The sequence below is a fragment of the Streptomyces sp. NPDC000941 genome (assembly GCF_053599555.1).
In genome coordinates, this window is the sequence record NZ_JBSFMM010000056.1 from 17178 (window position 1) to 35634 (window position 18457).

19 protein-coding genes and 4 pseudogenes are annotated in these 18457 nt (G+C 69.5%); 10 read left to right on the plus strand and 13 right to left on the minus strand.

The window, feature by feature from the left end; all coding sequences use genetic code 11:
• The first annotated feature begins 347 nt into the window (after window positions 1-347).
• Both ACWDSL_RS19820 and ACWDSL_RS19825 read left to right on the plus strand, forming a co-directional pair.
• Window positions 348-635, plus strand: coding sequence for a CocE/NonD family hydrolase C-terminal non-catalytic domain-containing protein (locus tag ACWDSL_RS19820; RefSeq protein ID WP_450487057.1), 288 nt, complete (start codon window positions 348-350; stop codon window positions 633-635).
• Window positions 636-1020: 385 nt separating this feature from the next.
• Window positions 1021-2286, plus strand: a complete 1266-nt coding sequence (locus ACWDSL_RS19825) for a cytochrome P450 (protein WP_450487059.1) — start codon at window positions 1021-1023, stop codon at window positions 2284-2286.
• A 190-nt stretch (window positions 2287-2476) separates the two neighbouring features.
• On the opposite strand, the pseudogene ACWDSL_RS19830 reads toward ACWDSL_RS19825, so the two are convergent.
• A pseudogene (locus tag ACWDSL_RS19830) lies at window positions 2477-2960 on the minus strand (methylmalonyl-CoA mutase); the annotation flags it as partial.
• Between the two features lie 109 nt (window positions 2961-3069).
• Here ACWDSL_RS19830 and ACWDSL_RS19835 point away from each other — a divergent pair.
• A complete protein-coding gene (locus ACWDSL_RS19835; protein ID WP_450487061.1) occupies window positions 3070-3438 on the plus strand; it encodes a hypothetical protein in 369 nt (122 codons plus the stop codon).
• Window positions 3439-3572: 134 nt separating this feature from the next.
• On the opposite strand, the gene ACWDSL_RS19840 is transcribed toward ACWDSL_RS19835, so the two are convergent.
• From ACWDSL_RS19840 to ACWDSL_RS19855, 4 genes are all read right to left on the minus strand, one after another.
• Window positions 3573-4226 (minus strand): TetR family transcriptional regulator, encoded by a 654-nt coding sequence (locus tag ACWDSL_RS19840; protein ID WP_450487063.1) that lies wholly within the window; start codon window positions 4224-4226, stop codon window positions 3573-3575.
• 644 nt (window positions 4227-4870) lie between these two features.
• The gene (locus ACWDSL_RS19845) at window positions 4871-5914 is read right to left on the minus strand and encodes an extracellular catalytic domain type 1 short-chain-length polyhydroxyalkanoate depolymerase (protein ID WP_450487065.1); all 1044 of its coding nucleotides are present in this window, start codon (window positions 5912-5914) and stop codon (window positions 4871-4873) included.
• A gap of 26 nt (window positions 5915-5940) precedes the next feature.
• A complete protein-coding gene (locus ACWDSL_RS19850) occupies window positions 5941-7377 on the minus strand; it encodes a carboxylesterase/lipase family protein (RefSeq protein ID WP_450487067.1) in 1437 nt (478 codons plus the stop codon).
• A 16-nt stretch (window positions 7378-7393) separates the two neighbouring features.
• The gene (locus ACWDSL_RS19855; RefSeq protein WP_450487069.1) at window positions 7394-8161 is read right to left on the minus strand and encodes an SDR family NAD(P)-dependent oxidoreductase; all 768 of its coding nucleotides are present in this window, start codon (window positions 8159-8161) and stop codon (window positions 7394-7396) included.
• Window positions 8162-8319: 158 nt separating this feature from the next.
• Here ACWDSL_RS19855 and ACWDSL_RS19860 point away from each other — a divergent pair, with 158 nt between their 5' ends.
• The gene (locus ACWDSL_RS19860; RefSeq protein ID WP_450487071.1) at window positions 8320-8571 is read left to right on the plus strand and encodes a hypothetical protein; all 252 of its coding nucleotides are present in this window, start codon (window positions 8320-8322) and stop codon (window positions 8569-8571) included.
• A gap of 182 nt (window positions 8572-8753) precedes the next feature.
• Here ACWDSL_RS19860 and ACWDSL_RS19865 read toward each other — a convergent pair whose 3' ends face one another.
• Window positions 8754-8879, minus strand: a complete 126-nt coding sequence (locus ACWDSL_RS19865; RefSeq protein WP_450487073.1) for a hypothetical protein — start codon at window positions 8877-8879, stop codon at window positions 8754-8756.
• 172 nt (window positions 8880-9051) lie between these two features.
• Entirely contained in the window at window positions 9052-9714 is a 663-nt protein-coding gene (locus ACWDSL_RS19870; protein ID WP_450487117.1) for a TetR/AcrR family transcriptional regulator, read from the minus strand.
• Window positions 9715-9871: 157 nt separating this feature from the next.
• On the opposite strand from ACWDSL_RS19870, the gene ACWDSL_RS19875 reads away from it, so the two are divergent.
• From ACWDSL_RS19875 to ACWDSL_RS19895, 5 genes and pseudogenes are all read left to right on the plus strand, one after another.
• Window positions 9872-10627 carry an SDR family NAD(P)-dependent oxidoreductase gene (locus tag ACWDSL_RS19875; protein ID WP_450487075.1) on the plus strand — a complete coding sequence of 252 codons (756 nt, stop codon included), beginning with the start codon at window positions 9872-9874 and terminating at the stop codon, window positions 10625-10627.
• A 157-nt stretch (window positions 10628-10784) separates the two neighbouring features.
• Window positions 10785-12035: a cytochrome P450 gene (locus ACWDSL_RS19880; RefSeq protein WP_450487077.1), complete on the plus strand. Its 1251-nt coding sequence runs from the start codon at window positions 10785-10787 to the stop codon at window positions 12033-12035.
• Window positions 12036-12079: 44 nt separating this feature from the next.
• Window positions 12080-12277: a ferredoxin gene (locus ACWDSL_RS19885; protein ID WP_450487079.1), complete on the plus strand. Its 198-nt coding sequence runs from the start codon at window positions 12080-12082 to the stop codon at window positions 12275-12277.
• Window positions 12278-12523: 246 nt separating this feature from the next.
• Window positions 12524-13201, plus strand: a pseudogene (locus ACWDSL_RS19890) (cytochrome P450); the annotation flags it as partial.
• Between the two features lie 210 nt (window positions 13202-13411).
• On the plus strand, window positions 13412-14023 hold the full coding sequence (locus tag ACWDSL_RS19895; protein ID WP_450487081.1) for a TetR/AcrR family transcriptional regulator: 612 nt from the start codon (window positions 13412-13414) through the stop codon (window positions 14021-14023).
• A 256-nt stretch (window positions 14024-14279) separates the two neighbouring features.
• On the opposite strand, the gene mftR is transcribed toward ACWDSL_RS19895, so the two are convergent.
• The 4 genes and pseudogenes from mftR to ACWDSL_RS19915 all read right to left on the minus strand — a co-directional run bounded on the left by mftR (window position 14280) and on the right by ACWDSL_RS19915 (window position 15979).
• The gene (gene mftR, locus ACWDSL_RS19900; protein WP_450487083.1) at window positions 14280-14888 is read right to left on the minus strand and encodes a mycofactocin system transcriptional regulator; all 609 of its coding nucleotides are present in this window, start codon (window positions 14886-14888) and stop codon (window positions 14280-14282) included.
• Window positions 14889-14974: 86 nt separating this feature from the next.
• The gene (locus ACWDSL_RS19905; protein ID WP_450487085.1) at window positions 14975-15298 is read right to left on the minus strand and encodes a TetR family transcriptional regulator C-terminal domain-containing protein; all 324 of its coding nucleotides are present in this window, start codon (window positions 15296-15298) and stop codon (window positions 14975-14977) included.
• A gap of 122 nt (window positions 15299-15420) precedes the next feature.
• Window positions 15421-15468: pseudogene (locus ACWDSL_RS19910) on the minus strand (hypothetical protein); the annotation flags it as partial.
• 166 nt (window positions 15469-15634) lie between these two features.
• Window positions 15635-15979 carry an ArsR/SmtB family transcription factor gene (locus ACWDSL_RS19915; protein ID WP_450487087.1) on the minus strand — a complete coding sequence of 115 codons (345 nt, stop codon included), beginning with the start codon at window positions 15977-15979 and terminating at the stop codon, window positions 15635-15637.
• A 238-nt stretch (window positions 15980-16217) separates the two neighbouring features.
• Between ACWDSL_RS19915 and ACWDSL_RS19920 the strand changes: the two are divergent.
• A pseudogene (locus ACWDSL_RS19920) lies at window positions 16218-16331 on the plus strand (family 43 glycosylhydrolase); the annotation flags it as partial.
• Between the two features lie 73 nt (window positions 16332-16404).
• Here ACWDSL_RS19920 and ACWDSL_RS19925 read toward each other — a convergent pair.
• Together ACWDSL_RS19925 and ACWDSL_RS19930 are read right to left on the minus strand one after the other, a co-directional pair.
• On the minus strand, window positions 16405-17364 hold the full coding sequence (locus ACWDSL_RS19925; protein WP_450487089.1) for an alpha/beta hydrolase: 960 nt from the start codon (window positions 17362-17364) through the stop codon (window positions 16405-16407).
• A 30-nt stretch (window positions 17365-17394) separates the two neighbouring features.
• Window positions 17395-17943, minus strand: coding sequence for an alpha/beta hydrolase fold domain-containing protein (locus tag ACWDSL_RS19930; protein WP_450487091.1), 549 nt, complete (start codon window positions 17941-17943; stop codon window positions 17395-17397).
• Window positions 17944-18457 lie beyond the last annotated feature (514 nt).

Here is an 18457-nt window from a genome sequence, read left to right on the forward strand (position 1 = left end):
CCGCCGATGACGGACACCCCCGCAGCACCCCACCCGCGGCGACTGGAAGGCTCGCCGTGCACTCCGGCGAAGGCTCTCCTCCCGCTGGGCCGCCGTCACCAGGCTGTCGAGAAGTCCGAGACCCTGGCCCCGGACGCCACGGATGCCCAGAGCCCGGGCGGTAATCGCGTACGCCCGCTCGGACAGCAGCGACAGCTGTGCCATAACAACAAGCGTCTGGGGGCCGGCCGTGATGACCTCGCCGGTACGACCGACGTACTGGACGAAGACGTCGAGGTGATCGGCGACGTCAGTGCCGAGATCTGGTTCCGCTCCAGCCTGCCGTACACCGATGCCTTCGTGCGGCCGTGCGACGTCGACGCCGAGGGGCGCTCGGCCAACGTGTACGACGGCCTGACGAGCCTCACCTGCGTGGACCGGCCCACCCTGGCGCCGTCCAACTGTGGCCGACGGCCCACCGTTTCCGTCGCGGTCACCGCATCCGCCCGCAGATCTCCAGCGGCGCCTTCCCCCGCTTCCGCCGCAACCCTGGCACGGGAGAACCCCACTCGACGGCGACCCGACCGCGGACGGCCGAGCAGCAGGTCCTGCACGATCCCGACCCTCCCTCGGCCGTCATCCTGCCCGTGAGGTGACGCTCACCCCGCCACGGGGACCTTGCAGGCGGGGTTGGCCGCCGATGGTGCCGATATCACCCGGGTACAGGGCGACCGCGTAGGACGGTGGCTTGGCGACAGGACCCAAGCACGCGCTGGGCCGGCGCGTGATGTCGCCGCAGACCTCTCGTGGTCGCCCTCCCCCGCGGCGTCCCTGCGCGTCGCCTGCGTCTACCCATCCGAGCGGGCCGGCGAGCGCATGCAGCGAAAAATCTATACTCATAAGAATTCTGCGGTTATGGTGATCGCCAGGACTTCACCAGGCGGGTGATCAGCGCCCCGTCGCCCGGTATGCGCGCGATCCTCACGGCGCCGCATACACGAGCCGCATCCCCCCACCATCTCCTGACCCATGGAGTACGACGTGACGCAACTCGAGAGCCAGCCCAAACCCGCCCGGCCCTACCACGAACTGGACATCTCCAGCCGGGAGTTCTGGGACAAGACCTTCGACGAGCGCGAGATGACCTTCGCCCAACTGCGGGCCGAGGACGGAATCACCTGGCACGAACCGCTGGGCGGCGGGTTCCCCGGCGCCGAGCCGGGCTTCTGGGCCGTGACCCGCCACGAGGACATCGTAGCCGTCAGCCGCAACCACGAGGTCTTCTCCTCGGCCGAGGGAGTCAGCGTCACCCCCCTGTCCAAGGAGCTCCAGAAGACGACCTCCTTCTTCCTCGTCATGGACCCGCCCGACCACAGGGCCTTCCGCCGGCTGATCAGCGGGGCCTTCACACCCAAGCAGATCGCGCGCATCCAGGCACAGATCGAAACGGACGCGCGGGACATCGTGGACGGCCTGGTCGGCGCAGGCGACATCGACTTCGTCCGGTCCTGCTCGGCCCGGCTACCCATGCGCACCGTCTCCGACATGATCGGCATCGCCCCGCAGGACCGGGAGGCGGTCACCCGTGCCGCCGAAGTGCTGTTCGCCGGTCCCAGCAGGGAGGACATCGCCGCCGGCGTGGACGGCCTGGCCCTGGTGCAGCGCCAGATCCAGATCCTGCACGAGGCGGCGATCGAGATCGCCCAGGACCGACGGCGCCGGCCCAAGGACGATCTCATGACCAACATCGTCCAGGCCGAGGTCGATGGCCGGCGGCTGACCGACGAGCACATCGGTGCCTTCATGGTCATGCTGGCCACGGCGGGCAACGACACCACGAAACAGACCACATCGCTCACCATGCTCGCCCTCTCCCGGAACCCCGAGCAGAAGCGCTGGCTCATGGCGGACTGGGACGGACGCATCGGGACGGCGGTCGAGGAGTTCGTACGCTACGCCTCACCGGTCATGAACTTCGCCCGTGTCGCCAAGGTCGACACCGAGATCCGCGGTACCGCCATCCGGGCCGGCGAGAAGGTGGGGCTCTTCTACTGCTCGGGAAACCGCGACGGGTCCGTCTTCGACAGGCCCCGCGACTTCGACCTCTCCCGCTCCCCCAACCCGCACATCGCGTTCGGCGGCGGCGGTATCCACTACTGCCTGGGACACGTGGTCGCCAAGACGCAGTTGAGGGCGATCTTCCACGAACTGCTCACCCGCGTACCCGACATGGAGGTGGGCGAACCCGAATGGCTCCCGCACCAATTCGTCCACGGTATCAAGCGACTGCCGGTCCACATCCGCTGAGCCTCCCGGCGTCGGCGGCGTCATCCGCCGGAACGGCAAGGACCACGCACCGGCCGTCCGGTCCTGGCCAGCGACCTCCCGCTTCCCGACAGCCGCAACGACTGCCGAGCCCGGGCTGAACGCACCCCTGTCCCGGCTGACGACCTCGAAGCTGTCCGGGCCGCTTTGCGGCGCCCTTGGCTGGGGAAATGCCGGCCGCCTTCACCACGTCCATCACGTCGGACAGGTGCTCGGGCAGCTCACGGCTGCCCCAGGTGGCGAGGCCGGGGTAGAATACCCGGTTGCTGTCAGGGGAGTTCATGCGGATCCGGTGACCGAGCAGCGCGCCCCACCCCGACGGCGGGGCGGTTCGACCGCGATCACCGCGATCCGCAGCCGGTCCTGCTGATCCACCCGCAACCGGCGCACCAGCTCGTCGGTGAGCGATGACTTCCCCGAGCCGCCGGTACCGGTGATGCCCAGCACCGGCACAGTCCGTGTCACGCCCCGGACTCCGGGGCCGGCTTGTCCAGTTCGGCACACGTGATGGCCCGGGGGACCGCGAACCGGTCACCGGCGTGCCCCAGATGAATCACCTCCGCACCCTGCGCCTGGAGGATCCGCCGCATGATGTTGATCGACGCGTCATGCCCACCGAACAGAGCGGCGGCGGTGACCAGGCGGACGGAACGCACGGGACGCGGTCAGGCGAGTGTTCGGTCGTTCTCCAGCGCGGGGGCGAGCATGTGGCAGAGGGATTCGGCCAGCAGGCGGAGTGGGTCGGCGGTGTCAAGCGGCCACCCCGTGGCGATCCAGGCCATCGGCGCCGCCAGCTCAACAGTCACCTTCTTCCGTTCCCTCGGAGGCACCGTCGGCGTCTCGGTCCTCGGCGCCGTGCTGGCCCGACAGGTCCAGGACCAGGTCGCCCAGGGCATGGCCGCCGCCGGACTGTCGGGTGAGGCGGGTGCCCAGTCCACCGCCGGGAAGGAGATTGTTCAGGTCGCCTATGGTGACGCGACGGCACACATCTTCCTGATCTCGGCGGCCGCGGCAGCGCTCGCGGTGGTCGCCGCCGTGCTGCTCAGGCCGGTCCGCCTGCGCAGCAGTCTCGACCTGCCGGACAAGCCGGGTGGGGTAGCGGAATCGCGACCGGCTGAAGTGACGGCCGACTGAGGCGTACCTCCGCGACGCAACTCACGGAAGACCCAGGCAACCATCACCCAATGCCTTAAAGGCAATCCATTGATTCAAGTCCGGTCAAGAAGCCGCCCGCCGAACAGACAGGTGCGTACCCGGAGGGCGGCGGATCACTCCTCGCGCGTGACCGGCGCCTGCCACAGGGCGACGATGACGTCGATCAGGCCGCTCGCCGTCTCACGCCAACTGGCCCGAGCGGTCGGCGCGTTGTCCGCCAGGGCGCGCTCCCGCTCGGCGACCGTCTGCGTGATCAGATGGCGCGTCATGGTGGCACGCTCGGCATGCACCTCAGCCGGCAGGTCGGGCAGGCAGCGGTTCAGGCCGTCCTGCAGCTTCTCCATCGACGGCGAGCCGGCCGCGAACTCCTCAGTGGTGACCGCCCGGAGGGACGGGTCAGCCGTGACCTGGGCGATGAACCGGCCGTACCAACTGGACGCCCCAAGAGCCTCCACATGCTCGGTGACGGGGCGCACCGCGCATGCCACCCAGTCCCGCAGTTCGGCGGAGTCACCGATGTCGGCGAGCATGCGCACCCGGCCGACCTCTATCCCCTCCGCATGCCGGCGGGCGATGGCGCGCACCAGGTCGATCTTGGTGCCGAAGTGATAGCTGACCGCGGCGTTGTTGCCCTGCCCGGCAGCCAGACTGATCTGGCGGTTGGCGACCGCGTGCACCCCGTGCTCGGCGAACAGTCGCTCCGCCGCCTCCAGGAGCGCATCGCGCGTCGCACTGACCTGCTCGTCCCGCCTCATCCTGCCGGTCATCCTCACCACCACTTCGGGACATCACTCCACTCCACCGCACCCCGTCCCCCAGGCCGCCGCGGATCCTCGACCGAGTCGGCGAGATCGAACGACGGAAGCGTACGCAATGACACGACCGACCCCCGGCCACCCTCATCCACAAGCCCTCCGCATGGCGTTCCTACCGGATTCGGCCCGTCCGACTTGAACCCGGCCCAGCCTCGGAGTAGCTTTTAAATCAATTGAATGATTTAACGCTACCGGGATTCCCGGCAGCGCGCGGGCGTCATCGCCCCACGGGGCCACCGCGGCCGCCTCAGGGGCTGACCCACCTCATCGAGGTGGTCGATTCGTTCCGGGGCGCCGGGCTCATGGTCCCGGTCGTCACCGAGGGAGTACCCCGACCCTGGGGCCGGGGCGGATCTCATGGCGTACCGCATCCTTGCAGGAAGCCCTCACCAACGTCACCAAGCACTCCGGCACCGGCTCGGCCGAGGTACGGATCTCCTACACCGGCGACCAGTTGGGTCTCATCGTCATCAATGGTGGTGCCGAGTCCTGGGTGTTGGGTGGCGGTTTTGGTTTTTTTGGTATGCGGGAACGGATTTGCTCGGAGGGTGGACGGCTGCGTGCTGGTTGTTGTCCCGAAGGCGGCTTCGAGGTCGTCACCGAGCTTCCCCCGCAAACGAATGAGGCAGTGGGTGCCGTTGAAAGTAGCGCCACATGACGTCGGTGGCGTCCACCTCGCTGGAGACCTTGCCGCCGCCGGGGAAGGCATCCGGGTCGTGAGAGCCCGGCCAGGTGTGACCGCCGTCCGCTATCACGTACATGCTCACGTCGGCGCCACGCCGGCAGGCTGGGTAGGTCTTGAGAGTGACGTGTTCGGTGAGCCGGAGGTCGCGCGGGCCGAAGCGGCAGCCGTCGAGTTCCGCCCAACGGGTGAAGGCCTCGGGAACCGAGTATTGCCAGTAGGCGCTCCCGCCACCGGTGTACGGATTGGTCCTGTCCTGTTGCCCGTGGAAGGTCAGGACGGGAACCGGGCGCGAGGGGGAACAGCCGCCCGGTTGGGGTCGGTTCGGGTCCGACGGGTCCGGATTGCCCGCACGGAGACCGGCGACCGGGGCGACGGCGGCGATCCGGTCGGCCAGGCGGCAGGCGAGCAGCGAGGTCATCCGGGCTCCGCCGGAGAAGCCGGTGGCGTACACCCGCCGCGGGGCGACACAGTAGCCGGCGGAGACGGCGTCGATGGTGTCGGAGAGGAACCGGACGTCGTCGCGGTCGTCCGGGGAGGGCGGCTGACCGGAGGTGTTGGGCACGCCGGGTATGACCCAGGTGTAGCCGCCCTGCGGCTGCGGGGTACCGCCATTGGGCACAGCTACCAGGAACCCGTACTTGTCCGCGGCCTTCTGCATGTCGCTGAGGGCGAGCTGGTAGAGCCCGGTGGCGCCGCTGCCGTGCAGGTTGAGGACGAGCGGGACGGGGTGCCGGCCGGTGTACCCGCGGGGGATGTACAGCGAGACGGGGTAGGTGGTGCCGGCGGAGGTCACGGGGACGGTGGTGAGGCCGGAGTCGGCGGATGCGCAACGGGTGCCGGACCGGGCCGGTTCCTGGGCGTCGGCCGGTGCGGCGACGGCGGTGGGCAGCACCAACGCGGTTGCGGCGACGAGGAAGAGACGTGCGAGACGGGTGCGTGCGAGTCGTTGGAACACCTGTGTTCCTTTCTGCCTGTGCGCGATCAGTCGGACCAGATGGCGCGGACTTGGCGCAGCGGGTCGGCCTCGGCCCGGGGCTCGGCGGACCAGACCATCGCCTTCCGCTCGTCCGGCGTGTAGGGAGGCCACTCCTTTCCTGGGTCCAGGTCCCGTACGAAGGCGACCCACGCCCGGTGCATCGCGTCGGCGAGAGGCTGCGGGGGCTCGGTGCCCGCCGCCGCCGTGACGCCCTCGGCGTGCAGCAGGTCGAATGCGAACGGCACGTCGAGGCAGTGGAATGCCGCCCCGTTCACCGGTGAGGTCCACGTGAACTCATAGAGCCAGGTGGGGCGTTGGCGGGCGGCGCGGGCGTCGGCGACACCCAGGGCCGGGGCCCGGAACGTGGCGTCGGTCAGCGCCTGGCCGAAGCACGCTTCCGGTGCCAGGTTCTCGTAGTACTCCGTCCGGTCCGGGTCCAGACCGAGGAAGGCGAGGAGCGAAGGCAGCGGCGGCACGGGCGGTAGCTCTGGGAGCACGTTGAACTCGTGCGCGGTACAGCCCAGCAGAAGCGGTACGTCGTCCCCTCCGTCACATTCTGTCAGGGCCGTGGAGACGGGTTCCGGGATCAGCGTGCCGTCGGCGAACGGCGCCAGGGTCTGCATGGGAGGCAGCCCCTCGCGGTCCTGTCCCGGCTCCAGAAGCCGGGTCTGCAGCTCGAACAGCTTGTCGTGGCCGAGCCCGCCCAGTGCGGCAGCGGTCGCCGGTACTCCGGTACGGGACGTGAACAGCCGGGCGGCGGCACGCGCGACCTCGGGACCGTCCGGGCGCATGAGGATGCCGGATGCCGAGATCGCCCCGCGGAACAGCCCTCGGGCGGTGGGGACGGAGAGCAGGGTCAGAACGGCGCCGGCGCCCGCGGACTGACCGGCGACGGTGACCTTCTCCGGGTCGCCGCCGAACGCGGCGATGTTCTCCCGGACCCACTCCAAGGCAGCGATCCAGTCCAGCACGCCGCGGTTGTCCGGAGCGTCGTCGAGATGCAGGAAGCCCTCGATGCCGAGCCGGTAACCGACGGAGACCAGGACGACACCGTCCCGGTTGAACGCGGCCCCGTCGTACCAGGGGCTCGCCGCGGACCCGGCGACGTAGCCGCAGCCGTGGATCCAGACGAGGACCGGCAGGGGTCGGTCCGGGGCGGTGTCCGGGGTGAAGACGTTGAGGTTGAGGACTTCGTCGCCGGGGACGGTGGGTTCGGGGATGGTGGTGACGGCGGTGACTGGGCGATGCTGCGCCGTTGGCCCGTACGCGGTCGCGTCGAGCGGCTCGGTCCACGGTTCGGGCGGCGCGGGCGCGGCGAACCGCAGCTCACCGACGGGCGGCTGGGCATAGGGGATCCCGAGGAAGCGCAGGACGCCGTCCGCCCGGCGTTCGCCGCGAACCGGTCCGTGGACGGTTGCGACCTGAGGGTAAGCCAAGCTCAAGGGAACTGCCCTTCTGTCAGACGGCGGCCCAGCCGTCGTCGACCGGCAGGACGGCGCCGTTGATGAAGGAGGCGGCGTCGGAGGCAAGGAAGACGAGGGTGACGGCCTGTTCCTCCGCCGTACCGTGCCGGCCCATGGTGGCACCGATCAAGGGGCCCACGACGGCGGGCCCGTGGGCTTCTGGACCGGCGTCCACCTGGATGTTGGTGGCGGTGGGTCCTGGGGCGACGGCGTTGGCCCGGATGCCCTGGCCTCGGTACATGACGGCCAGGTTCTTCACCAGGCCGACGATGCCGTGCTTGGACGCGGTGTAGGCGGCGCCCGCCGCGCTGCCGCGCAGACCGGCCTCCGAAGCGGTGAATATGATCGAGCCGCGTCCGGCGGCCAGCATGTGCGGCAGGACAGCACGGGTGAGCAGGAACGGTGCGGTCAGGTTGATGCGGATGACCCGCTCCCACTCGGCGTCGTCGGTCTCGCCGACGGCGGACATGCGGTCCATGATCCCGGCGTTGTTCACCAGCACATCCAAACGGCCATAGGCCTCCATGGTCCGGTCGACGACCGTGTCCACGATCTGCTGGTCGCTCAGGTCTCCGGCGACCGCGAGGGCGGCTCCCCCCGCCGCGTCTATCTCCTTGACGGTGTTCTCGGCGCCCGACCGGTCGAGGTCTGCGACCACGACCCGGGCGCCTTCTCGCGCGAATCCGAGTGCCGTCGCCCTGCCGATTCCGGATGCGGCGCCGGTGACGACGACGCTCTGGCCCTTAAGACCCGTACCTGTCATGTGCTGCTCCTTGCTGTCTGGGTGGCCGTCTGCGGTGCGGACCAGTGCCCGGGCCGCAACTGCCACACGGTTCCTTCGCCGTTGGCCGTTAGGAGGAGGGAGCCGTCCGGGCGGCGGCGAGACCGGCGAAGAGGCGGGGCGAGCCGGTCATTCCATGGGTGAACAGGGCGGGCTCGGTTCGGGACGTGCCCGGCGGCGGCCACGTCCACGGGGTGGTCGAGTCCTTCGGAGAGCACGGGGACGGTGATGCCGACCGGCTGGTCGAGCCCCCACGCCTCATCGACGTGGAGGTCTTCGGCGTAGTAGCCGAACTCACCGCCGGCCCCCGGTACTGGGCGTTGCCGTCGGGGCAGATCCGGCGGTCGCGCTCGGCGCGGTATCTCGCACGCAGGGCGTCGAAGTCGAGCTGAGGGTCTGTGGAGCGGGACGCGGTGTGGGGGGGCGGACATGCGCGTCCTCTTCCTGTCTGAGTTCCCTCGGGACTGTCGCCCGGGCTGCCCATCGCAAGCAGCCCAAAATCTATCACCCAACAAAATTCATGAACAGGCTTGTCGCCCCCACTCTTACGCCGGGGCACCTCACGGAGGCCGGTTCACCCGACACCCCGGGCCGTCTTCGCCTCGGCGACGCGAAAGAAGCCCGCGGCGTTGGCGCCGAACACGTAGTCGTCGGCATCATCCCCGTGGGCTTCTGCGGCGTCACGAAACCGGGCGCGCATCTGCCGTATGACGGTGGCGAGTCAACCTCGGCCGCTCGCAGATCCAGCTGTCAGGAAAGGCATTGACCCACGCCTTTCCCGTGAGGGAGGCGCTTCGGGGTTTCGCCGTCGCCGCCGACGCGTCGGCCTCGGGCAGGTACTCCTGACGCTCCGGGGGCGCCCTTCCCTCCGCTCACACGGAAGGCACAGCCGGCGCCCGCCACAACGCGATGATCACCTCGATGAGACTGCTCGCCACGTCGTCCCAGGCCTCATGGAAGGTGGGAGTGTTCTCGGCGAGGGCCCGCTCACGATCGACGGCCACCTGGAAGACCAGATGCCGTGCCATGACCGCACGTTCCGCGTGCACCTCCACCGGCAGGTGGGGCAGGCACCCGGCCAGGCCGCCGAGGAGCCGCTGAAGCGCGGGGGCGGCGGCGAAGGAGTCCTCGACCACCATCGCGTGCAGGGCCGGATCGGCGCGGACCTGCACTGCGAACCGGGCGTACCAGCTGGGGCTGCCCAGTGCGTCGAGGTGCTCGGTGACCGGTCGGACCAGGCCGGCCACCCAGTCCCGCAGCTCTGCGGAGTGGGCGATGTCCGCCAGCATGCGTGCGCGGATGTGCTCCATCTCCTCAGCGTGCCTGCGGGAGATCGCACGAATCAGGTCCGCCTTCGTGCCGAAGTGGTAGCGGACCGCGGCATTGTTGCCCTGGCCGGCCGCCTGGACGATCTGCCGATGACTGACGGCGTACACGCCGCGCTCGGCGAACAGCCGCTCTGCCGCCGTCAGCAGCGCCTCGCGCGTCACACTGACCTGCTCGGCCCGCCACGTACTTCCGGCCACCGCCACCACCTCTCGGGACACGCATCAGGGCAGAGGCCTGCCCCGCCAGTTCTTTACTTGCGCTTGAGTATCCCCCTCCCTACTGTTTAAATGAACCCGTTGATTTAAAGTCGGGGGACTTACTCAGGCACCACTCCGTGGACAACCACAGAAGAGAGGACCAGCGATGGGTGAGATGGACGGAAAGGTGGCGGTGATCACCGGAGCCGGCACCGGGATGGGCAAGGCCTGCGCGCAGTTGTTCGCGAGGGAGGGCGCCAAGGTGGTGGCCGCCGATATCAGCGGCAAGGAGAAGGACACCGCGGCGGAGTTCGGCTCCTCCGTCGTGCCGGCCCACTGTGACGTCTCCGCGGAGGAGGACGTCATCGCCCTGTTCGAGACCGCGATCCATGAATTCGGACGCGTCGACACCGTGCTCAACGTGGCGGGCATCGCCTCCGGCGGCCGCCTCGCCGACGTTCCGGAGGAGACGTACGACCGAATCCTCTCGATCGACCTGAAAGGCGTCTTCTGGGGCATCAAGCACGGCGTCCGGGCAATGCGTGAGACCGGCGGTGGCTCGATCGTCAACTGGGCGTCCGTCGCGGCCATGGCGAGCACGTCACCCATGTCGAGCGTCTACTCCACGGCCAAGGGAGGCGTCATCTCCCTGACCCGGTCCGCGGCAGCGGAGCATGGCCCGGAGGGAATCCGGGTCAACGCCATCTCCCCCGGCACGATCATGACGGACATGGTCCTCAACGCCCTGAAGGCAGCGGGGAGGACTGTCGCCGACGCCCCCGGCAAGCCACCACTCGGCCGCCCGGGTGAGGCGGAGGAGGTCGCCCAACTGGCCTTGTTCCTGGCATCGGACCGCGCTTCCTACATCACCGGCACCAATATCCCGGTCGACGGCGGCTGGACCGCCGTGCTCGCCAGGTGAACGTCCGCACTGCGGACCGTCCGGCATTCGGCTCCGCCGTACCGGCCGGGGCGCCGCCCCGGTTCGGCCCCTTACCCGGCGGCTTCCCGTCGGCCTACTGACCGGAAGCCTCGCTCCCCCGCGCGAGGCTTTCTCTCCCCCCACCAAGAGGAGTGAAATGAACCAGGCCCTGGCCCACACCCAGGACGAGTCCGTCCCCCAGTTCCCGATGCCGAGGGACGCCCGATGCCCGTTCGCCCCGCCGGCCGGGCTGCGGCAACTGCACGACGAACAACTGCGTGCCGACCAGCCCCTGTCGAAGATCCGGATCTGGGACGGGTCCACCCCCTGGCTCGTCACCCGCTATGACGACCAGCGCACCCTGCTGGCCGACCCGCGGTGCAGCGTCGACCAGCGGCGCCCGGGCTTCCCCTACATGAACCCCGCCTTCCGCGAGGTCGCCGAGCGCGGCGTGGAGCCCGCGTTCCTCAACATGGACGACCCCGAACACGCCCGGATCCGGCGGATGATCTCCGGTGCCTTCACCGTCAAGCGCGTCGAGGCCATGCGGCCCGCCGTCCAGCGCATGACCGACGAGTTCATCGACGCCATGCTGGCGGGACCGCAGCCGGCCGACCTGGTCAGCGCCCTGGCCCTGCCGCTGCCCTCGCTGGTCGTCTGCGAACTGCTGGGGATCCCGTACGAGGACCACGAGTTCTTCCAGAACAAAAGCGCGGTGGGCATGCGCCACGATGCCGACCAGGCAGAGGTGGCCGCTGCCCACCACGCCCTGCTGGAATACCTCGACGAACAGATCCAGGCCCGGCTCGGCAACCCCACCGACGATCTGCTCTCCGAACTCGCCGCACGCCTGAGCGCCGGCGAGCTGACCCGCCGCCAGGCCACCTCCATGGGCCTGCTGCTGCTCGGCGCGGGTCACGAGACCGCCGCAAACATGATCGCGCTGGGCACCGTGGCCCTGCTCGAGCACCCCGACCAGCTCGCGATCGTCCGCGACACCGACGACCCGCAGGTCCTCGCCCGCGCCGTCGACGAGCTCCTGCGGTATCTCACCATCATCCACCTCGGTAATCGCCGTATCGCCCTGGAGGACATCGAGATCGGCGGGCAGACCATCCGCGCCGGTGAGGGCCTGGTCCTGCCCAGCAACACCGCCAACTGGGAAGAAGGCCACTTCCCCGACCCCGACCGGCTCGACGTGCACCGCGACGCCCGTCGCCACCAGGCCTTCGGCTATGGCATCCACCAGTGCCTCGGCCAGCCCGTGGCACGTCTGGAGCTCCAGGTCGCCTTCGGCACGCTCTTCCGCCGCGTGCCCACCCTGCGCCTGGCCACGGAGCTGGAGAAGCTCCCCTTCAAGAACGACGGCATCGTCTACGGCCTCTACGAACTGCCGGTGACCTGGTAACCCCGGCCTACGCCCCAGAGCACGAACGAACACCGGAGACAAACATGCGTGTGGAACTGGACGAACCGAAGTGCGTGGCATCGGGGCAGTGCGTCATGGCCGCCCCCGACGTCTTCGACCAGAGGGACGAGGACGGCATCGCTTTCCTGCTGGACGAGCGCCCCGGCGACGAGCTGCTCGACGACGTACGGCACGCCGTTGCCGTCTGCCCGGCCGTGGCGATCCGGCTGACGGAGGGGTGAGGGTCATCATGCCCTCCCCGACGCGCTGAGCGGGGCGGGGACCGGCAGTGGGCGATGCCTCGTCTCCGGTCCCCGCCCCGCTCAGGGCTGTTCGATTTCGATCCGGCCGACGACGGACCGGCCGGCAGGAACACGACGCCATGCAACGAGTCGACCCGATGCTCGACGTCACCGATGCCCCCGGTTTCGGCGAGTCAGCCTCGATCGCGGCCACGGGTGCACCTGCCCGTCCCCGCGACGGCTGCGGGCTCCCCGGTCGTCTGCTTCGCCAGGCCCGGACTACCCTGGCCGCAGCCAATCGGTCGGCCGAGCGGCGCGTCCGCCGAGGACCGGGACCGCTTCTCGTACTGATCCGACACGTTCCTGAACGTCGATCGCTACACCAAGGACGAGACCAAGGCGGCCCACGCCGACTTCCTGACCTACATGACGGACCTCGTCGTGGCCAAGCGGGCCCGGCCCGGCGAGGACATCACCAGCATGCTGATCGACGAGAGCCCGGCGGAGGGCGAGGGTCTCAGCGACAGTAACTCGTCGCAACCGGCATGGGTCTGCTGGTCGCCGGGCACGAGACCACCGCGAACATGATCGGCAAGATGGTCGCCATGCTCCTGCCGACCGCACCCGGTGGGAACAAGCGGCACCACGGTGTTCTGCCTCCTGTCCGCCGCCAACCGTGACGAGCAGGTCTTCCCCTAGCCGGAGGAGATGGACCTCACCCGCGGCCCTAATCCCCACCTCACCTTCGGCGGCGGAATCCACTCCTGCCTGGGCCAGTTCCTGGCCGGTACCGAACTCCAGGTCGTCCTGGAGGTCCTGCTGCGCAAGCTGCCGAACCTCGAACTGGCCCTGCTGGTTGAGGAGTTGCAGCGAGTGGAGGGGCTGAGCGTCGGCGGGCTGCGGGAGGTGCCCGCGCGATGGTGACGCGCCGCCTCGACGAGACCCACCTACCCGTCGGAAACACGAGCGAGGGCACGGCGCAGAAGCCGGCCGAGAGCTGAACCGGACTGCTTGTCCGGTACGAAGACCGTAGCGACGAACCGGACAGGTCGTCCAATTATTCCGAAAGAATCCGTGAGTGACTACTGATGAAGGGTCGCAAAATCTGGACGGTATGTCCGGTACCCTGCTGACATGTCTACGGCAGGTGAAGAACCGAGGCGGCGGGACGCCCGGCGCAACCGGCAGGCGATCGTGAACGCGGCCAGAGAGCTGTTCGCCGAGTCGGCCGACTTCCCGCTCTCCGAGGTCGGACGGCGTGCGGGTGTCGGGCAGGGGACGCTGTACCGCAACTTCCCCGACCGCGGCGACCTCGCGGCGGCCGTGATGGCCGAGGAGGTCGGCGAGCTCGAGCGACTGGCAGCCGATTGCGCCGGGGATCCGGGCGCGTTCTTCGTCCTGATGCGCGGCATCGCCGAGCGCATGGTCGGCTCCCATGCCCTGGGTGCCCTGGCGCGGCAGGATCCGGCTCTCCGCCCCGCGGCGGCGAAGGCCAAGGCCCGGCTGGCCGAGATCCTCAAGGCGCCGCTCAACGAGGCGAAGGCCGCGGGCATGGTCCGGCGCGACCTGTCCGGCGAAGACGTCTTCCTGCTGACGAGGATGATCAGAGGTGCGCTGCACGACCTGGAAGCCCCGGCCGCCCGTGCCACGGCAGCGACCCGCGCGCTCACCCTGGCGTTGGAGGGAGTGGCGCCTGCGCCTCCTTCCTTCCCCTCGGGCGACGGCGGCTCCGGCAGTGGTGCCTGACCCTCGTCACTGCTCCATCTCCCGCACATGCCGAAGGAGCAACGCGAGTTCCAGGCCCAGTCGCCCGCCGGGGGCGTGCGGACGCAGCCCAGAAGTGCCTGCGGCCGTCGCCGCGTGCGGGCCGACCAGGGCACGCATCGCCCGAAAGCTCGGCGCTGTGGAGCATCCCGTCCTGCTGGGCGCGCGGCTCACGGCCAACGGTGTCGTCGGCGGCCGCCCTGCTTCCTCGATTTCCGCGCCGCGCTCCCTCGGCCGCTCAGAAGCCGGCGGCCAGCCGCCGGAACGCCTCGTCGAGCAGGTCCGAAAGCTCCGCCGTGTCGTCCTCCAACCACAGCTCGTAGGCCGCGACGGAGGTGGCCAGCGCGACGCTGCCGATCAGGCGCGGCTCCAGGGCCGTCGGCGGCAGTCCGGCCCGGGCCGCGGCGAACTCGGTGACGATCAACCGCCAGGAGTTGTAGCGCAGCGCGGAGTCGGCCTGCAGTGCGGGTACCCGAAGGATCAGCTCCATCCGGCGGCGGTGCCACGGCACCACCTCACGGTCGAAGCTGTTGAACTCGACGATGGTGGTACGGAGCCCTTCCATGGTCGGCACATGATCGGGCACGGCCCCCAGCAGTTCGCGCAGCCGTGCCAGTTGGCCCTCGAAGTCGCCCCACACCAGGTCGTTCTTGGAGGCGAAGTAACGGAAGAACGTCCGGCGCCCGATACCCGCTGCGGCCGCGATGTCGTCGACCGTGGTGTCGTCGAAGCCCTTGCGCTCGAACAACTCGAAACCGAGGCGCTCCAAGTTGGCCCGCGAGGTGGCGCGCGGACGCCCGCTTCTGGCCGGCGCGTCATCGATCACGCTGGACGCAGGCGGCTCCACTCCGTCTCCTTTCCCCGGCCCGCCGTGGGGGCACGGCTCTCCACAACACACGCCCGTACGCGAAGGGAGTGGGCCGGGTTGAGGAGTCACGCCGAGGGAGTGGCCCCCACTCCGAGGGGAGGGCGCCGGGGTCGGCGGTCGTGCATCCACTGGATCTGTAGGCCGTCCAGGACCGCCGGCAGCGCCCTGGCCAGGTGGTCGGCCGATTCGTCGGCCCGGATCCCTCCGGTCCGCCGCTGCTTCTCGAAGTCCCGCGCGACCTCGGCGGCGAGCCTGTTGTAGCGGTTCTCGAAATAGCTGTGCGCGGGGCTCTCCGGATCGGTGGCCGCCGCCGAGAGCGTGACGTACAACTTGGCGAGACCCGGGTGATTGGTGGTGTGCCGGGCGCTCGCCGCCATGCTCTCGACCAAGTTCTCGCTCTCCGCGGCGACTCGGCCGACGACGCCTTGCCCACCACGTCCCGCCGCTCCAGCACCGCGAGCAGCAGATCGCCCCGGGTAGGGAAGTAGTACGTCAGCGCCGGCTGCGTCACCCCGACCCGGTCCGCGATGTCCTGAAGGGAGGCTTTCTCTCCGTGCACGTCGATGGCCTCGTAGGCGGCCTGGAGGATCTGCTCCCGGCGTACGGCGCTCTTGCGGTAGGGGCCTCGTGGTTTCGCTGGCTCGTCCCTCGTCAGACCGTACTTCAGGTCATGAAGGACGTGCGGTTCATGTGGACTCCATGGGCTGGCGAGCGCCCACTCCGAATCAGTCGGCGTCGTCGACGCGGAGCAGGAGGGCGAGCAATCCAGGGAAGCGCGCCTCGAACTCCTCGCGGCGCAGTCGGTTGACCCGCTTGGCCCCCGCGTCCCGCTGCTCGACCAGGCCGGCGCCACGCAGGACCGCGAAGTGGTGGCTGAGTGCGGCTTTGCCGACGGGTACGTCGAAGCTTCCGCAGCTGCGCGTCCAGTCAGCGGAGCCCGCCAGCTCCCGGATCAGCTGGATGCGTACCGGATCGGCGACCGCGGACAACGCGGTCAGGACGGAGACGTCCTCGGGATCCACATGGACCGGCGCCGCACGATGAGAACCGCCCTCGGCCTGCCTCGACATGCCCCTCCCGTCGCCACGCCCACCGCCGAGGGACACCTCGCGGAGCACCCCGGCCGATTGCCGAGTGTTCGATGGACATCTTATGGCCCCGACGTTCGCTTTCCAGTGGACACTTTGCCGAAGGGACCGGTCCGCACACGCGTTAAAAATCTAGTGCTCAAAAAATTAAGGACTAGGGTTGCCGAAGGCTCTCGCGGCACGGGCCCGAGCAGGCGCGCAGCACCTTGGAGGACTGCACATGGCCGTCAACGTCAACCCGATCATCCCCGGCTTCCACCCGGACCCTTCGATCTGCCGGGTGGGCGAGGACTACTACCTGATGACGTCGAGCTTCGAGTACTTCCCCGACGTCCGGCGGGGAGGGAGCAGCGCCGGCATCTACGCGCCCTGCACGGCCTGTCGTCCAGCGCCTGTGTGCCCGTGGGCTATCGAGACAGTTGGCTGAGTACTGCGGGGTCGTCGTGGATGCCGGTGCCATCGACGATCCGGCCCGCGGCGACGCGTTCCACGAAGGCGGCGACGTGCTCGAGGGCCTCGTCGGCCTCGGGGAGGAAGCCGACCATGACGGTCCAGCCGTGCAGCATGCCGGGACAGACCTCGAGCGCGGTCTCGACACCGGCCGCGGCGGCACGGGAAGCGAGAAGGAACGAGTCGTCGAGCAGGGTCTCGGCGCCGGATGCCTGGATGAGCAGCGGGGCCAGCCCGGCCAGGTCATCCAGGGCAGGGGAGGCGTACGGGGTCAGCGGATCCTGGCCGCCCAGATAGTCGGCGGCGATCTGGGGCCCGCGCTCGGTGCTGATGATCGGGTCGGTGGGGGCGTTGCGGACCCAGCTGCCGGTGTTGTACGTCCCCGGGCGCAGGTCGAAGACACCGGAGAAGAGCACGCCGGCCAGCGGGGTGGCGTCGCCGGCGTCCTTGCGGCGCAGCAGGAGCGAGGCGGCCAGTCCGGCGCCGGCGGAGGAGCCGGTGAGGACGATGCGGGCCTGCGGGTGCTGGGAGCGGACGAGTTCGTACGCGGCCTCGCAGTCGTCCAGGCCGGCCGGGAACGGGTTTTCGGGGGCGAGCCGGTAGGCGGGTCCGACGACGCGGGCGCCCAGGCGTTTGGCGAGTGTTCCACCGTACCGGCGGTCCCCGCCGGGCACGCCGACGCGGAAGCCTCCGCCGTGGATGTGGATGACGATCAGGTCCTTGCGCGGTGATGCGGGGGTCCACTGGAGCGAGCCGGGCAGGGCGCCGGGCAGTTCGGTCTCGGTCACGTCCGCGGGGAGGGGGATCTGGGTGGCGTACTGCTCGGCCTGCGCGCGCTCGGCTTCCAGGCTGACAGGGCCGCCGGCGCGTCGGTTCTCGAGAAGCTCGTAGATCCACTGATGTGTCTTGCTGGGCATGATGGACTCTCTCTCAGGAACTGAGGCCGGTCAGTGGGCGAGTGCGGTCGCGAAGAAGTCGAGTGAGCGGCCGGCCTCCTTCAGGGAGGGACCGCGGTTCAGGTGTCCGTGGATCATTCCTGCGGCGAGGTAGGTCCGGACAAAGACACCGGATTCCTCCTGCTGCCGGGCGAGCAGGTCGCCGAAGGGGCGGAGTTCGTCGTACTCGGAGAGGACGACGGCGATTGCAGGAAGGCCCTCGAGGTTCGCCGCACCGGGCACCGCAGCCGCGGGCAGGTCGCTCACGCGCCCCACATAGTTGCGCACCACGTGCTCGATCGACGGGGCGGTGAACCCCAGCATCCGCGGCAGCTCTCGCACTTCCGCCGCGGTCTCGTCGTCCAGCGCCGACGTCGGGAAGTGAGCGAGGGGATGGGCGAGCAGCGGGTCGTCCGGGCGGGGTTCTTCCCGGTCGCGGAGCCGGACCGCGGTGGAGAGGGCGAGTGCCGCGCCCGCGCTCGCACCGCCGAGACCGATGGGTGCGGACGGGCACAGGCCGGACTCGGCGAGCCACAGCCAAGCCGTGTGCACATCGTCCACGGGGAGAGGTGTGGATCCGCAGGGGGACTTTGCCGTGCGGTCCCGGAATGGTGCAGTCCTCGACGGTGACGTCATTCGGCATGCTCCACTCGCCGGGATTGCGGAAGAGGTCCATGAACCGGCTCATGGCTTCGGGAGCGGTCTGGGTGTCCTGCCAGTTGAGGTCACGAAGCAGATGCATCTTCTCGGCGAGGACGGGATCAGCTGGCATGGAGGCTCCAGGATGCTTCGGTGACGAAAATCTATCATTTAAAAAATTATGTGACCAGGGGTGGGATCGAGAGCGATCTTCTTGAGTTCGCCGGTTCGCGCCGTCCCCGCCCTGGCGGGCGGGAGGCTCAAGCGAGGGTGCGCAGGCGGAACCAACCGGTTCTCCACCACGTGGCGCGCCCCGCCGGAAGGACGACTGCGGACGGGCGCCCGAGGTCGCGGAAGACCCGTCGATCCACTGCACGCGGGTGGCTCGCCGTGGCACCGGGGGGTGCAGTTGCGGCGAGGGGCAGAAACGCGGCGA